The organism is Saccharopolyspora aridisoli (assembly GCF_004348445.1).
GTDB classification, from domain to species: Bacteria; Actinomycetota; Actinomycetes; order Mycobacteriales; family Pseudonocardiaceae; genus Saccharopolyspora; species Saccharopolyspora aridisoli.
On sequence record NZ_SMKV01000049.1, the window covers coordinates 19,017 to 34,006 of the forward strand.

Consider the following 14,990-nt stretch of genomic DNA (forward strand, 5'->3'; position numbering starts at 1 on the left):
TAGTCCCATGGGTATTCGCTCGCTCGGGTACCTGCGCATCGAGGCCACCGACGTCGAGGCGTGGCGGGTGTACGGCCTGAAGGTCCTCGGCATGGTCGAGGGCAGCGGAACCGACCCGGACGCGTTGTACCTGCGCATGGACGACTTCCCGGCGCGGCTGGTGATCGTGCCCGGTGCGCAGGACCGGCTGCTGCACGCCGGTTGGGAGGCCGAGCACGCGGCCGGCCTGCAGGAGGTGCGGGACTCGTTGCACGCCAACGGGGTTTCGTTCGAGGAGGGGGCCGCGGACGAGCTCGCGGACCGGCGGGTGATGGAGCTGATCCGCTTCAGCGACCCCTCGGGCAACGAGCTGGAGGTCTTCCACGGCGCCGCCTTGCAGCACCGGCGGGTCGTCAGCCCCTACGGGCACACGTTCGTCACCGACGAGCAGGGCCTGGGGCACGTGGTGCTGTCCACCCACGACGACGAGGCCGCGCTGCGGTTCTACCGCGACGTCCTCGGGTTCAAGCTGCGCGACTCGATGCGGATGCCGCCGGAGCTGGTCGGCAGGCCCGCCGACGGCGATCCCGCGTGGCTGCGGTTCTTCGGCTGCAACCCGCGCCACCACAGCCTCGCGTTCCTGCCGATGCCCACGCCCAGCGGCATCGTGCACTTGATGGTCGAGGTCGCCGACGTCGACGACGTCGGGCTCACCTTGGACCGCGCCTACCGGCGCGAGGTGCCGATGTCGGCGACGTTGGGCAGGCACGTCAACGACCTGATGCTGTCGTTCTACATGAAGACACCGGGTGGGTTCGACGTCGAATTCGGCTGCGAGGGAAGGCAAGTCGACGACGAGGACTGGATCGCCCGTGAGAGCACGGCGGTCAGCCTGTGGGGTCATAACTTCAGCGTCGGAAACCGGCCGCAGTGAGGGGAGCAGCGATGGAAGCCGTGGTCCCGGAGGTCGACGGCGCAGCGTTCCGGCGCACGCTCGGGCACTTCTGCACCGGCGTCACGGTCGTGACGGCCGTCTGCGACGGAGAGCCGGTGGGCTTCGCCTGCCAGTCATTCTCGGCGTTGTCCCTGGACCCTCCGTTGGTCCTGTGCTGCCCGGGCAAGACCTCCCGCACGTGGCCGATGATCGAACGCGCCGGCCACTTCTGCGTCAACGTCCTGGCAGCAGCACAGCGCGACGTCTCAGCGGTTTTCGGCCGCAGGGGCAAGGACAAGTTCGCCGACCTGGACTGGACGCCGGCCCCCTCGGGCGCTCCGGTCCTCGACGGCGCCCTCACCTGGCTCGACTGCGCGGTCGATTCGGTCCTCGACGGCGGCGACCACCACGTCGTCCTCGGCCGGGTCCGCACCCTGGGCGAGGCCACCGAAGCGGACCCGCTGCTGTTCTACAAGGGTGCCTACACGGGCATCACCCGCCCGACCACCCCCGCCCAGTACTGGCCCGAGGACTTGCTCACAGGAACCCCCGAAGACTGGCTCTGACAGCCCACACAGGACAACTCCACACGAACCGAAGCTACCCATCCCAAGCCTCCACACCCCGAAGGCACCCGACGGCCCGCTCATCGGACCGCGTGGACACCGTCCCGACAGGAACACCCTCGGTAGTAACCCCGCCCCAGTGGACCTGTCCGGTGGACGTCGAACTCGGCCTGCACGTCGTTCCGTGTCGGATCCCCGATCACGGCGGTAAAACCCCCGCCCGGCCTGCGCGGGTGGAGGGGCTCTGGGGCCGCCTCGGGGATGGGTGGCCGAGGCGGCGGTCGTCTTCGGGTGGTCAGAGGCGTTCGATGATGGTGCCGGTGGAGAGGGCTCCGCCGGCGCACATGGTGACCAGTGCCGTGGTGCCGTCGCTGCGTTCGAGCTCGTGGAGTGCGGAGGTGAGCAGACGGGCGCCGGTGCTGCCGACCGGGTGGCCCAGCGCGATCGCCCCGCCGTTGACGTTGACGCGGTCCAGGTCCGGCTCGTGAACGCCGGCCCAGGACAGCACCACCGAGGCGAACGCCTCGTTGACCTCGAAGACGTCGATGTCGCCGACCTTCATCCCGCTGCGGCTGAGCACCCGTTCGGTGGCCTGCACCGGGCCGTCCAGGTGGTAGTAGGGCTCGGCGCCCACCAGGCACTGCGAGACGATCCGGGCGCGCGGGCGCAGCCCCAGGTCGTGGGCTCGGTCGGAGTCCATCAGCAGCAGCGCCGCCGCGCCGTCGGAGATCTGCGAGGAACTGCCCGCGGTGTGCAGGCCGTCGTCGAGCACCGGCTTGAGCCCGCCGAGGGCGTCGAGGCTGGTCTGGCGCAGGCCATGGTCGCGGGTGACCTCGTCGTCGCCGACGCGGACCGGGACGATCTCCCGGTCGAAGCGCCCTTCCTGCCATGCCAGCTGGGCTCGTTCCTGCGAGCGGACGCCGAACCGGTCCAGGTCGTCGCGGGTGATGCCGCGGCGGGCCGCGATGCGGTCGGCGGCCAGGAACTGGTTGGGCAGGTCGATGTCCCACGAGTCGGGCTTCGGGCGTCCCACGTCGGTGCCGATGTTGCTGCCCAGCGGCACCCGCGTCATCGCCTCCACGCCGCAGGAGACACCGATCTCGATGGCGCCGGTGGAGATGAGCCCGGCGATGAGGTGGGTGGCCTGCTGCGCCGATCCGCACTGCGCGTCGATCGAGGTGGCGCCGGTTTCCTGGGGGAGTCCGGCGTGCAGCCACGCGGTCCTGGTGACGTTGCCCGCTTGCTCGCCCGCCTGGGTGACGCAGCCGCCGATGACCTGTTCCACCGACGCCGGGTCGACGCCCGCGCGGTCGAGCAGGCCGCGCTGGGCGGCGCCGAGGATCTCCGAGGCGTGCAGCCCGGACAGCCAGCCCTTGCGCTTGCCGATCGGCGTGCGCACCGCCTCCACGATCACCGGAGTGCCCACCTGAATCTCCTCTCACCGCGATCACTGCCGATACAAATCTAGAACATGTTATCTCCATGCGCCATGGCGCGGTCGCTCGCCAAACGATCTTTCCCTTTGGTTGTAGGATTCATGTGCGGTGAAAGGGGTTTACCGAACCCGTATCATGTGGTTCGCTTCACATAGAACTCGTTTCAGTTCGTGCAGCGCAGGAGGTAGCCGTGGTAGCACCGAGCCTTCCGGAAGGCTTCGACTTCACCGACCCCGACCTCTACTCCGAGCGGGTGCCGCTGGAGGAATTCGCGGAGCTCCGGCGTACCGCGCCCATCTGGTGGAACAAGCAACCGTTCCGGAAATCGGGATTCGACGACGAGGGGTACTGGGTCGTCACCCGGCACGCGGACGTCAAGGAGATCTCCCGGCGCAGCGACGTGTTCTCGACCTACGAGAACACCGCGATCATCCGGTTCAACGAGGAGATGAGCCGAGAGCAGATCGAGATGCAGCGGTTCGTCATGCTCAACATCGACCCGCCCGAGCACACCAAGGTGCGGCGCCTGGTGGCGCGCGGGTTCACGCCGCGCGCGGTCAACAGCCTCGAGGAGGTGCTGCACCAGCGGGCGGAAGCGATCGCCTCCGGGGCGCTGGAGTCCGGCACGGGTGACTTCGTCACCGACATCGCCTGCGAACTGCCGCTGCAGGCCATCGCGGAGCTGCTGGGCGTGCCGCAGGAGCACCGCAAGGACATCTTCGACTGGTCCAACCAGATGGTCGCCTACGACGACCCCGAGTACGACATCGACCCGGAGACGGCTGCGGCGGAGATGCTCGGCTACTTCATGGGCGTGGCCGACCAGAAGCGCAAGTGCCCGATGGACGACATCGTCACCAAGCTGGTGGAAGCCGACGTCGACGGCAGCGCGCTCAGCGACGACGAGTTCGGCTTCTTCACGATCCTGCTGGCGGTGGCGGGCAACGAGACCACGCGCAACGCGATCAGCCACGGCATGCACGCCTTCATGCAGAACCCCGACCAGTGGGAGCTGTACAAGCGCGAGCGCCCGGAGACCACCGCCGACGAGATCGTCCGCTGGGCCACCCCGGTGGTGTCCTTCCAGCGCACCGCGATGGCCGACACCGAGCTGTCGGGGGTGCAGATCAAGGAGGGCGAGCGGGTCGGGATGTTCTACAGCTCGGCCAACTTCGACCCCGAGGTCTTCGACCGGCCCGAGGAGTTCGACATCACCCGCGACCCGAACCCGCACGTCGGCTTCGGCGGAACGGGCGCGCACTACTGCCTGGGCGCGAGCCTGGCGCGGCTGGAGATGGACCTGATCTTCAACGCCATCGCCGACCACATGCCCGACATCCGGCAGCTCGAAGAGCCGCGCCGGCTCCGCTCCGGTTGGCTCAACGGCATCAAGGAATACCGGGTCCAGTACCGCTGACCCCGACAGTGCCCCCGGCCCTTGGACCGAGGACCGTCGTCCTGCCTCGCCCGCTGGTCCCGCGATTCCAGTGGAAATCCGAACCCCGATTTCCACTGAAATCGGGGACCACTGCGGGGGTCGGGCTTCGGGTTGGGTTCTCCATTTCGACTCTTGGTAGGAGGCAGCCGGTTCAGTCTTGCGGGAGGTGAGGCGGCGCTGCTTCCCGGAGGCGGCGCTGCTTTCCGGAGGCGGCGCTGGTCACGGGTGTGGGGGCTCGCGGTGTGGGGTACCGCAACCGCGACCGACCGGATCGAGCGCTGTCGGGCTGCGACCTGGTCGAGTTCCCCGGAGATGAGACGGCCGCCGTTCCCGCGGGAACGGCGGCCGTCGCAACTCCGGGTCAGCGCAGGGTTGCCACCGCGCGGTCGAACTCCCAGAACGCCCTGAGGGCCTGGATCCGGCCTTCGTCGTTGACGCGGTAGGAGAAGACGCCTTCGGCGTCCATCGCCGAGCCGTCGGGCAGCTGGGTGGTGATCTTGCCGGTGTTGGCGACCTCGTTGCCGCAGGCGAAGGAGTCGTCGATGTGGAACTCGATGCGCTCGGCCTGGGCGATCGCGGTCTCCCAGAACGCCGAGATCCCCTCGCGCCCGTGATGCCCCTCGCCGTCGGGGTCGAACGCCGACGGTCCCACCGGGTCCTCCACCACCGCGTCGGAGGCGAACAGCGCGAGCCATTCGTCCTTCGCGCCCCGCGCCACCGCGTCCATCGACGCCATGGCGGCGTCGCGGGCGGGATGCGACTCGCGGGTGGCCTTCCAATGCACTCCGCTCATCTCCGGCCTCTCAGACGTTCTCGATGACTTCGGCGGCGAACTTGCGGATGGAATCCTTCTTGGCCTCCAGCGGTGCGTCGAAGCCGTGCCCGTCGAAGATCCACGGCACCACGATCGCGTCGGTGACGCCCACCTCGGCCTGCTCGCGGTAGCCGTCGACGCCGAACCGGTCGATGCACACCGCCTGGATCTCGAAGGGCACCTCGGCGCGGTCGTAGGAGGCGCGCAACTCGCCGAGCTTGTCGATCGTCTCGCGGAGCTCGGAGAGCTCCATCATCGCCGAGGCCCAGCCATCACCCACCCGCGCGGCGCGCTTGAGCGCCGGCTCGGTGTGCCCGCCGACGTAGATCGGCATCGGCTCGGACGGGGCGGGAGAGACCTGCAGCTTGTCGAAGTCGAAGAACTTCCCGTGGTACTCGACCATTCCGCCGCCGAGGACCAACCGGATGATCTCGATCATCTCGTCGACCCGCGCTCCGCGCTTGGCGTAGGGCGCGCCGCACCACTCGAACTCCTCCGGTGCCCAACCCAGCCCGAGCCCTAGGCCGAAGCGGTTGCCGGTCATCGACGCCACCGAGGCGAGTTGCCGGGACAGCAGGACCGGGTTGCGCGGGCCGAGCTTGAGCACCGAGGTGTAGAACCGCAGCCGCGAAGTCACCGCGCCCATCGCCGCGGTGCCGATCAGCGGATCCACCCACGGCGTGTCGGCGTCCCACATCCGGGACCCGTCGGTCGTGTAGGGGTACTCAGCGGAGACCTTCTCGGAGTAGAACAGCGAATCCGGCAGCGCGACCGAGGCGAACCCGCACTCCTCGGCGGTGCGGGCGAGCTCGACGAGCTGGTCCAGCGGCGTCATGGCCACCGACATGGTGAACTTCATTCAGGCTCCAGGTTTGTTCGATCCGACGACCCACATGGAGAAGTACTGCGAACCACCGCCGTAGGCGTGGCCCAGCGCGATCCGGGCCCCGTCGACCTGGTTCTCCCCGGAATCGCCGGTGACCTGCCGCGCCGCCTCGGCGAAGCGCAGCAGCCCGGAGGCGCCGATCGGGTTCGAGGACAGCACGCCGCCCGAGGGGTTGACCGGGATGCGGCCGCCGATGGCGGTCTCACCCGCTTCAGTGAGCTTCCAGCCCTCGCCCTCGGCGGCGAAACCGAGGTTCTCCAACCACATCGGCTCGAACCAGGAGAACGGCACGTAGATCTCGGCGGCGTCCACCTCGCTCAGCGGGTCGGTGATCCCGGCTTGCTTCCACAGCGCCGCCGCCGCATCCTTGCCCGCCTGCGGGTTGACCTGGTCGCGACCGGCGAAGGTGGTCGGCTCGGTGCGCATCGCGGTGGCGTGGATCCACGCAGCTCCGCGGCCGTTCGCACTGGCCTCGTCGCCGATGACCACCGCGCACGCCCCGTCGGAGGACGGGCAGGTCTCGTCGTAGCGGATCGGGTCCCACAGCATCTGCGAGGACATCACCGATTCCACCGTGATGTCAGGCTGTTTCAAGTGCGCGTACGGGTTCCGGGCGCCGTTGCGCCGGTCCTTGGCCGCCACCATCGCCCCGGTGTGCGTCGGCGCACCGGAACGGCGGATGTAGGAGCGCACGTGCGGCGCGAAGTAGCCGCCCGCTCCCGCTCCGACCGGCATGCTGAACGGTGGGACGATCGACAGCGCCCACATCGCGTTGGACTCGGACTGCTTCTCGAACGCCACCGCCAGCACGCGCTCGTGCACGCCGCCCTGCACCAGGCTCGCCGCCACGTTGCCGGTGGATCCGCCGACCGAACCCGCGGTGTGCACCCGCAGCAGCGGTTTCCCGGTCGCGCCCAGCGCGTCGGCCAGGTGCAGCTCGGGCATCATCACGCCCTCGAACAAGTCCGGTGCCTTGCCGAGCACCACCGCGTCGATGTCCGGCCAGTCCACCCCGGCGTCGGCCATCGCGCGGTCCACCGCCTCGCGGCACATCCCGGCCATCGAAACGTCCAGCCGCTTGCTGGTGTGGTGGGTCTGGCCGGTACCCAGCACGGCCGCCAACTGCTTGCCCATCAGGCCCGTCCCTCCATCACGCACACCAGGTTCTGCTGCAGCGCGGGGCCGCTGGTGGCGTGCGCCAGCACCTTCCCGGCCCTGCCCTCGAAGACCTGCGTGGCCGCTTCACCGATCCGCGACAGCCCGGCCGCGAACATCGGGTTCCCGCAGAGCGCCCCGCCCGAGGGGTTGATCGCGACCGACTCGCCCAGCCCGAGCGCCCGGCGCAGCACGATCTCCTGGTGGGTGAAAGGCGCGTGCAGTTCGGCGATCTCGACACCGTCGGTGCCCAGCGCCGTGCCCGCGGCCTCGGTGGACACCGAACGCCGCAGGTCGCGGGCGCCGAGGCTGCCCGACTCGATGCGGTGCTGGATCCCACCGATGTGAGCGGGCCGCTCGCGGATCTCCCGGGCGCGCTCGGCGGAAGCCAGCACGACCACCGAGGCACCGTCGGTGATCGGCGCGCAGTCGTGCGCGCGCAGCGGATCGGCGAGGTAGGGCTCGGTCAGCAGCTCTCGCGGGTCGAACGCCCCGGAGATCTGCGCGCTCGGGTTCCCCTTGGCGGAAGCGCGGTTTCGCGCTGCGACCTCGGCCATGTCCTGCTCGGTGTAGTCCCCGGCGTCGAGTCCCATCCGGGCCTGCAGGCCGGCGATGCTCACCGAGTCCGGCCACAGCGGCGCGACCGAGTAGGGGTCGAGCTGCAGGGCCAGCGTGCGGCGCAGGTCCCCGGCCGAGGACTTGCCGAAGCCGTAGACCAGCGCGGTGTCCACCTCGCCGGTCTGGATCTTCACCCACGCCTCGAACAGCGCCCAGGCGGCGTCCATCTCGACGTGCGACTCGTTGATCGGCGGGATCGCTCCGATCGCGTCGATCGCGGCGATGAACGAGAAGGCGCGGCCGGCGAGGTAGTCCGACGATCCCGAGCACCAGAAGCCGATGTCGGACTTCGACAGACCGGTCTGGGAGAAGACCTCCTGGAAGATGGGGACCAGCATCTCGACACCGTTCGTGGTGCCGTTGGTGGCGCGCACGTTCGGTGCCTGTGCGAAGCCGACGACGGCGACGTCAGTCATTCCAGCTCCTTCACAGGTGGTGGGCGTAGGTTTCGAACGCCGCGTCGGGTTCCCCGGTCGGTTCGAAGTGGTCGATGTTCTCCAGCGTGTGGCTCCACTGGTCGCGGGGTTTCCACGAGGCCTTGACCCGCATGCCCATCCGCACCTGATCGGCCTCGCACCCCAGTACCAGGTGCAGGAACGCGATGTCGGCGCCGTCCAGCAGGATGTAAGCGCCGACGTACGGTGGTTTGATGCGCTGGCCCAGGAACGGGACGTTGACGATGCAGAACGTCGTCACGATCCCGGTGTCGGGCAGCTCCACCTCCTCAACCGTGGGCACGCCGTCGGTGGGGCAGGCGCCGCGCGGCGGGATGTAGACCTTCGCGCAGGCGGGGCAGCGCTGGCCCAGCAGCCGTCCCTCGAGGAGCCCTTCCAGGTAGCGGCTCTCCTCGGGGGAGGCGGAGTGGGTGTAGTCGAGGTTCACCGGCGTGGTCATCATCGTCACCGGATCACCTCCGGCCGGTTCCCGCTGCGCGGTGGTGCCGGCGGGTTCGAAGCAGGCGATGTCGCGAATCCCGTTGCCGCGCTCGGCCGCCCAGCGGACCTGCACGCGCATCCCGGTGGAGATCGCTTCCGGGCCGGGCACGTCCACGGCGTGCAGCAGCGGGGTGTCGGCGCCGTCGAGGTGCACCAGCGCCCAGGCGAACGCGCGCTCCAGCGGCTGGCCGGGCAGCGGTTCGGGCATCCAGGTCCAGCTCACCACCGTGCCCTGGCTGCCGACTTCGACGAAGTCGTCCAGCGGGGCGGCGGTGTCCGGGTCGTACTCGATGGGCGGCACGTGCACCCGGCCGTCGCTGCCGCGCACGCCGACGATGCCGCCATCGCGCAGCGACGTGGCGAATCGGCCGTGCACGGTCCCGAGCGAACGGGTGTAGTCGAAGCCGATGTTGAGCGGGGCGCTGAGCGGTTCGGAGATCCCAGTCACAACCCGAAGTGAAACATGTTCTCGCCATCCCGGCAATATCAGGTGCAGTATGGGCGGGGTCCGCGGGTGGCTGGGAAAAGGAGGTTCACAGGTGAAAGTAGGACTGCAGCTCGGGTACTGGGGTGCCGCTCCACCGCAGAACGCCCAAGAACTCGTTCTCGAAGCCGACCGGGTCGGGTTCGACGCCGTCTTCGCCGCCGAGTCGTGGGGCTCGGACGCGTTCACGCCGCTGGCCTGGTGGGGCTCGGACACGCGCGACGTCCGGCTCGGCACGTCGGTCGCCCAGATGTCGGCGCGCTCGCCGGCCTCCTGCGCGATGCACGCGCTGACCCTCGACCACCTCTCCGGCGGCCGCGCGATCCTCGGTCTCGGCGTCTCCGGTCCGCAGGTGGTGGAGGGGTGGTACGGCCAGCCGTTCGCCAAGCCACTGGCCCGGACCAGGGAGTACGTTTCGATCGTGCGGCAGGTCCTGGCGCGGGAGGCGCCGATTCGCAACGAAGGACCGCACCACCGGCTGCCCTACGACGGCCCCGGTTCGCTGGGGCTGGGCAAGCCGCTCAAACCGATCACCCACCCGTTGCGCGCGGACCTGCCGATCTGGCTGGGCGCCGAGGGGCCGAAGAACGTCGCGCAGACCGCCGAGATCGCCGACGGTTGGATCGCGGTCTACTACTCGCCACGGGTCGGCGCGATGTACGAGGAGTGGCTCGCCGAGGGGTTCGCCCGCGAGGGCGCTCGCCGCACCCGCGAGGGGTTCGAGGTGGCCGCGACCTGCCAGGTCGTTGTCACCGACGACCCGGAGGAAGAGCGCGCCAGGCTCAAGCCGTCGGTGGCGCTCTACATCGGCGGCATGGGAGCGCCGGGGATGAACTTCCACGCCGAGCTGTTCCGACGGATGGGTTATGACGAGGCGGTTTCGGACATCGAGCGGCTCTTCGCCGCGGGTCGCCGAGAGGAGGCGGTGGCGGCGGTTCCGGACGAGGCGGTCGACGACGTGGCCATCATCGGCGACCGCGACCACGTCCGGGAGCGGATCGCGGTGTGGGAGGAGGCCGGCGTGGACATGCTGCTGGTCGGTTGCCGCGACGTCGAGCACGCCCGGTCGGTCGCCGACGCGGTCCGGAGCTGAAATCTGTTCTCGGTAGAAGTGGGGTGCGGGCCGGTTGTCCGCAGCCGGTTCGGTCCGCGACCTTGCTCACCAACTGCAACACGTTCTAGGTTTGGTCGGCTGGGGAAAGCTCTCGCCGTCGACAGGAGTCCGCCGTGGCCGACATAGGACTGTGGAACATCGCCGACCAGCAGCCGAACCGAACGGCCGTGGTCTCGCCGGACGGTGGTTCGGTGACCTACGCCGAGCTCGCCGCCGCCGCCGACCGGTACGGCCGCGGTATGCAGAGCATGGGACTGGAACCGGGCGACAGCATCGTGCTGATGCTGCCCAACGGCGCGGACCTGCTGGCCGCGTACTTCGCCGCGATCCAGACCGGGCTGTACGTGGTGACCGTGAACTGGCACCTGGTCGGTGCCGAGGTCGCCTACATCGTCGAGGACAGCGGCGCCAAGGCGTTCATCGCGCACGAGCGCTTCGCCGATGCCGCCTCCGACGCCGCCGCGCGCAGCGGGCTGCCCAGTGCGGCGCGCTTCGCCGTCGGCGAGGTGCCGGGGTTCCAGCCGCTGGCGAACCTCGGTGCGGATGAACCCGCCAAGCGGCCCGACGTGCGCACCACGGGTTCGCCGATGCTCTACACCTCCGGAACCACCGGCCGCCCCAAGGGCGTGCGCAGGCCGCTGAGCGGTGCCGACCCGGACGACGTCCCGGCCGCCAACGCGTGGTTCTTCGGCGTGTTCGGGCTCAAGCCCTTCGACGACCACGTGCACCTGTGCGGGTCGCCGCTCTACCACACGGCGGTGCTCAACTTCGTGAGCATCTCCATCCAGTTCGGGCACACGGCGGTGCTGATGGACCGCTGGGGTGCGGAGGAGATGCTGCGCCTGATCGAGGAGCACCGCGTCACGCACAGCCACATGGTTCCCACCCAGTTCCACCGGCTGCTGGCGCTGCCGGAGGAGGTCCGCGGGCGCTACGACGTGTCCTCGCTGCGCACCATGATCCACGGTGCCGCGCCGTGCCCGCAGGAGGTCAAGCGCGCGATGCTGGACTGGTGGGGTCCGGTGGTCGTGGAGTACTACGCGGCCACCGAGGGCGGTGGTACGACGATCATGGCCGACGAGTGGCTGCGCAAGCCCGGTTCGGTGGGCAAGCCGTGGCCGGGTTCGGTGGTCAGCGTGCTCGGCGACGACGGCGAGCAGCTGCCTGCCGGTGAGATCGGCACCGTCTACATGCGGATGGGCGGCTCGACCTTCGAGTACCACAACGACGAGGCCAAGACCAAGGAAGCTCGGGTGGGCGACCTGTTCACCCTGGGCGACGTCGGCTACCTCGACTCCGACGGCTACCTCTACCTGTGCGACCGTCGCAACGACATGATCATTTCGGGTGGAGTGAACATCTACCCGGCGGAGGTCGAGAACGCGCTGTCAGTGCATGGCAAGGTCGCCGACGTGGCGGTGTTCGGCGTACCGCACGACGACTGGGGTGAGGAGGTCAAGGCCGTCGTCCAGCCCGCGGAGGGCGTGACCGCGGGCGACGAGCTGTCCGCGGAGCTCCTGGCCTACGCGAAGCAACGGCTTGCCAAGTTCAAGGTGCCGCGCAGCATCGACTACATCGAAGAGCTGCCGCGCGACCCCAACGGCAAGCTCTACAAGCGCAAGCTGCGCGATCCGTACTGGGAAGGCCGCGAGAAGGCCATCTGACCTGCGGTGACCCGGTGCGCGACCGCGTGCGGTGGCAGGAGCTCTCCCGCGGCACGCGGTTTCGTGCTGCCCATCGAGGTCGTTCATGACCAACCGCCCGTTCCGCGGTAGCGCTCCCACCCCCTTGCCTTCGGCGATAACACGTTCTACTTTTTTCGGGTGGCACTCAACATCGCAGATCTCTTCGAGCACGCAGTCGACATGGTCCCTGAGCGCGTCGCAGTGGTCTGCGGCGAGCGCCAGGTGACGTTCGCGGAACTGGAGCAGCGGTCCAACCAGCTGGCGCACCACCTCGCCGCCAAGGGCGTGGGTCCGGGTGCGCACATCGGTGTGTACTCCAGGAATTCGATCGAAGCGCTGGAGGCGATGCTCGCGGCGTACAAGCTGCGCGCGGTCGCGATCAACGTGAACTACCGCTACGTCCCCGCCGAGCTGCAGTACATCTTCGACAACGCGGACATGGTCGCGCTGATCCACGAGCGGCGCTACAGCGACCACGTCGCCGAGGTGCTCCCGCAGGTTCCGGCGTTGAATCACGTTCTAGTGATCGAAGACGGCTCGGACTCCGACCACACCCGCTACGGCGGCGTGGAGTACGAGGCCGCGCTCGCCGCCCAGCGCGCCGACCGCGACTTCGCCGAGCGCAGCTCCGACGACCTCTACCTGCTCTACACCGGCGGCACCACCGGCATGCCCAAGGGCGTCATGTGGCGCCAGGAGGACGTCTGGCGCGTCCTCGGCGGCGGCATCGACTTCATGACCGGCGAATACGTCAAGGACGAGTGGGAACTCGCCCGCACCGGCGCGGAAACCGGTGGCCTGGTGCGACTCCCTGCGGCCCCGTTCATCCACGGCGCGGCGCAGTGGGCCACCTTCGGCAACCTCTTCGCTTGCGCCACCACGGTCTTCGTTGCCGAGTTCGACCCGCACGAGGTGTGGCGGGCAGTGGAGCGGAACAAGGTCAACGTGCTGGCCATCGTCGGAGACGCGATGGCGCGCCCGATGATCGAGGCGTTCAACGAAGGCGACTACGACGCTTCCTCGGTGGTCGCGATCTCCTCCACGGCCGCGCTGTTCTCGACCTCGGTCAAGCACCAGTACCTCGACGCGCTGCCCAACGTCGTGATCACCGACGCGATCGGCTCCTCGGAGACCGGCTTCGGCGGCATCGGCATCGTCACCAAGGACGGCGTGCAGACCGAAGGACCCCGCGTCACCGCTGACCGGAAGCTCATCGTCATCGACGACGACAACCGGCCGCTGGAACCGGGAACCGGGCAGATCGGTTGGCTGGCCAAGACCGGCCACGTGCCGCTGGGCTACTACAAGGACCCGGAGAAGTCCGCCTCGGTGTTCGTCGAGGTCAACGGCAGGCGCTACGTCGTCCCAGGGGACTACGCGCGGCTGGAGGCGGACGGCACCGTCACCTTGCTCGGTCGCGGCAACATGTCCATCAACACCGGTGGCGAGAAGGTCTTCCCCGAAGAGGTCGAGAGCGCGCTGAAGTCGCACCCCGACGTCTTCGACGTGCTGGTCGTCGGTGTTCCCGACGAGCGCATGGGGCAGCGGGTCGCCGCCCTCGTGCAGCCGCGCGCTGGTGCCGCGCCGAGCCTGGCCGAACTCGACGCCCACGCGCGCCAGGTGATCGCCGGCTACAAGGTGCCGCGCAGCCTGTGGCTGGTCGAGCAGATCACCCGTTCACCCAGCGGAAAACCCGACTACCCGTGGGCGCGCAAGCACACCGAGACCCACGAACCCGCGGAAGTCAACCAGCCCTCGCGGAAATCCGCCGCGCGCTGAGAGGAACGTAGATGCGCACACCGCTTTGCGACACGCTCGGGATCGAACATCCCATCGTCGCGTTCACCCCGTCCGAGCACGTCGCGGCCGCCGTCAGCAAGGCCGGTGGGCTCGGCGTGCTGGGATGCGTGCGGTTCAACGACCCCGACGAGCTCGACCGCGTCCTGGACTGGATGGACCAGAACTCCGGCGGCAAGCCCTACGGCGTCGACGTCGTCATGCCGGCCAAGGTGCCCACCGAGGGCACCCAGGTCGACCTGGACTCGCTGATCCCGCCCGAGCACCGCGAGTTCGTCAACCGGACCCTCGACGAGCTCGGCGTCCCGGAACTGCCCGAGGAGGAGCAGGAACGCGGCGGAGTGCTGGGCTGGCTGCACTCGGTGGCCCGCTCGCACGTCGACGTCGCGCTGCGGCACCCGATCTCGTTGATCGCCAACGCGCTGGGCTCGCCGCCGGTGGACATCATCGAGCAGGCCCACTCCCACGACGTCCTGGTGGCGGCGCTGGCGGGCAAGGCCGAGCACGCCCAGCGGCACGTCGACAACGGGGTGGACATCGTCGTCGCCCAAGGCCACGAGGCCGGCGGGCACACCGGTGAGATCGCCACGATGGTGCTGGTGCCGGAGATCGTCGACGCGATCGGCGGTCGCGCCCCGGTGCTGGCTGCGGGCGGCATCGGCACCGGACGCCAGATCGCCGCGGCGCTCGCGCTCGGCGCCTCGGGGGCGTGGATGGGGTCCTACTGGCTCACCACGGCCGAGTACGGCATGACGATGCGCGACTCGGTGACCCAGGAGGCGTTGCTGGCGGCGAACTCCAGCGACACCGTCCGCTCCCGCATCTACACCGGCAAGCCCGCCCGGCTGCTCAAGACCAAGTGGACTGAGGCGTGGGCGGCCCCGCACGCCCCGCAGCCGCTGCCGATGCCGCTGCAGAACATCCTCGTCAGCGATGCCCACCAGCGCATGATGCGAGCCAGCGACCCGCAGGCGGTCTCCATGCCGGTCGGCCAGATCGTCGGTCGCATGAACGAGATCCGCCCGGTGGCCGAAGTCTTCAACGACCTCCTCCGCGAGGTCGAAGAAACCTTCACCCGCCTGGACGAGCTCCGCTGACCCGACCCCCGGTGCCCTCTCCCCACCCGGGGGGGAGGGCACCGAACCACGC

General features: G+C 69.3%; 13 protein-coding genes. 7 read left to right on the forward strand and 6 right to left on the reverse strand.

The window, feature by feature from the left end; all coding sequences use genetic code 11:
- Nucleotides 1–7 precede the first annotated feature (7 nt).
- Together hsaC and hsaB are read left to right on the forward strand one after the other, a co-directional pair.
- Nucleotides 8–913 carry an iron-dependent extradiol dioxygenase HsaC gene (gene hsaC, locus E1161_RS24885; protein ID WP_132627164.1) on the forward strand — a complete coding sequence of 302 codons (906 nt, stop codon included), beginning with the start codon at nt 8–10 and terminating at the stop codon, nt 911–913.
- 11 nt (nt 914–924) lie between these two features.
- Nucleotides 925–1,479 carry a 3-hydroxy-9,10-secoandrosta-1,3,5(10)-triene-9,17-dione monooxygenase reductase subunit gene (gene hsaB / locus E1161_RS24890; RefSeq protein ID WP_132627165.1) on the forward strand — a complete coding sequence of 185 codons (555 nt, stop codon included), beginning with the start codon at nt 925–927 and terminating at the stop codon, nt 1,477–1,479.
- A gap of 295 nt (nt 1,480–1,774) precedes the next feature.
- Here the strand turns inward: hsaB and E1161_RS24895 are convergent, their stop codons facing one another.
- Nucleotides 1,775–2,905 carry a steroid 3-ketoacyl-CoA thiolase gene (locus E1161_RS24895; protein WP_132627166.1) on the reverse strand — a complete coding sequence of 377 codons (1,131 nt, stop codon included), beginning with the start codon at nt 2,903–2,905 and terminating at the stop codon, nt 1,775–1,777.
- A 200-nt stretch (nt 2,906–3,105) separates the two neighbouring features.
- On the opposite strand from E1161_RS24895, the gene E1161_RS24900 reads away from it, so the two are divergent.
- Nucleotides 3,106–4,332 (forward strand): cytochrome P450, encoded by a 1,227-nt coding sequence (locus tag E1161_RS24900; protein WP_132627167.1) that lies wholly within the window; start codon nt 3,106–3,108, stop codon nt 4,330–4,332.
- Between the two features lie 382 nt (nt 4,333–4,714).
- Here E1161_RS24900 and E1161_RS24905 read toward each other — a convergent pair whose 3' ends face one another.
- Genes E1161_RS24905 through E1161_RS24925 form a run of 5 tightly spaced genes read right to left on the reverse strand, consistent with a single transcriptional unit; the run spans nt 4,715 to nt 9,209 of the window.
- The gene (locus E1161_RS24905) at nt 4,715–5,146 is read right to left on the reverse strand and encodes a nuclear transport factor 2 family protein (RefSeq protein ID WP_132627168.1); all 432 of its coding nucleotides are present in this window, start codon (nt 5,144–5,146) and stop codon (nt 4,715–4,717) included.
- 10 nt (nt 5,147–5,156) lie between these two features.
- Nucleotides 5,157–6,026 carry a TIGR03619 family F420-dependent LLM class oxidoreductase gene (locus tag E1161_RS24910; protein WP_132627169.1) on the reverse strand — a complete coding sequence of 290 codons (870 nt, stop codon included), beginning with the start codon at nt 6,024–6,026 and terminating at the stop codon, nt 5,157–5,159.
- Nucleotides 6,027–7,187: a thiolase domain-containing protein gene (locus tag E1161_RS24915; RefSeq protein WP_132627170.1), complete on the reverse strand. Its 1,161-nt coding sequence runs from the start codon at nt 7,185–7,187 to the stop codon at nt 6,027–6,029. It lies immediately after the preceding gene.
- A complete protein-coding gene (locus E1161_RS24920) occupies nt 7,187–8,242 on the reverse strand; it encodes a thiolase domain-containing protein (protein WP_132627171.1) in 1,056 nt (351 codons plus the stop codon). The genes E1161_RS24915 and E1161_RS24920 overlap by 1 nt, the downstream gene beginning before the upstream one ends.
- A 10-nt stretch (nt 8,243–8,252) precedes the next feature.
- Complete coding sequence (locus E1161_RS24925; RefSeq protein ID WP_408012089.1) at nt 8,253–9,209, reverse strand: Zn-ribbon domain-containing OB-fold protein; 957 nt, start codon at nt 9,207–9,209, stop codon at nt 8,253–8,255.
- 91 nt (nt 9,210–9,300) lie between these two features.
- On the opposite strand from E1161_RS24925, the gene E1161_RS24930 reads away from it, so the two are divergent.
- The 4 genes from E1161_RS24930 to E1161_RS24945 all read left to right on the forward strand — a co-directional run bounded on the left by E1161_RS24930 (nt 9,301) and on the right by E1161_RS24945 (nt 14,938).
- A complete protein-coding gene (locus E1161_RS24930; RefSeq protein ID WP_132627172.1) occupies nt 9,301–10,338 on the forward strand; it encodes an LLM class F420-dependent oxidoreductase in 1,038 nt (345 codons plus the stop codon).
- Between the two features lie 134 nt (nt 10,339–10,472).
- A complete protein-coding gene (locus tag E1161_RS24935) occupies nt 10,473–12,023 on the forward strand; it encodes an acyl-CoA synthetase (protein WP_132627173.1) in 1,551 nt (516 codons plus the stop codon).
- Nucleotides 12,024–12,182: 159 nt separating this feature from the next.
- The gene (locus E1161_RS24940; RefSeq protein ID WP_165939930.1) at nt 12,183–13,823 is read left to right on the forward strand and encodes an acyl-CoA synthetase; all 1,641 of its coding nucleotides are present in this window, start codon (nt 12,183–12,185) and stop codon (nt 13,821–13,823) included.
- Between the two features lie 11 nt (nt 13,824–13,834).
- A complete protein-coding gene (locus tag E1161_RS24945; RefSeq protein WP_132627174.1) occupies nt 13,835–14,938 on the forward strand; it encodes an NAD(P)H-dependent flavin oxidoreductase in 1,104 nt (367 codons plus the stop codon).
- The last annotated feature ends 52 nt before the right edge of the window (nt 14,939–14,990 follow it).

Bases quoted from the DNA above. Each gene is read 5' to 3' on its own strand.
- hsaC (WP_132627164.1), top strand. From the start codon at position 8: ATGGGTATTCGCTCGCTCGGGTACCTGCGCATCGAGGCCACCGACGTC.
- hsaB (WP_132627165.1), top strand. From the start codon at position 925: ATGGAAGCCGTGGTCCCGGAGGTCGACGGCGCAGCGTTCCGGCGCACG.
- E1161_RS24905 (WP_132627168.1), bottom strand. From the start codon at position 5,146: ATGAGCGGAGTGCATTGGAAGGCCACCCGCGAGTCGCATCCCGCCCGC.
- E1161_RS24910 (WP_132627169.1), bottom strand. From the start codon at position 6,026: ATGAAGTTCACCATGTCGGTGGCCATGACGCCGCTGGACCAGCTCGTC.
- E1161_RS24915 (WP_132627170.1), bottom strand. From the start codon at position 7,187: ATGGGCAAGCAGTTGGCGGCCGTGCTGGGTACCGGCCAGACCCACCAC.
- E1161_RS24920 (WP_132627171.1), bottom strand. From the start codon at position 8,242: ATGACTGACGTCGCCGTCGTCGGCTTCGCACAGGCACCGAACGTGCGC.
- E1161_RS24945 (WP_132627174.1), top strand. From the start codon at position 13,835: ATGCGCACACCGCTTTGCGACACGCTCGGGATCGAACATCCCATCGTC.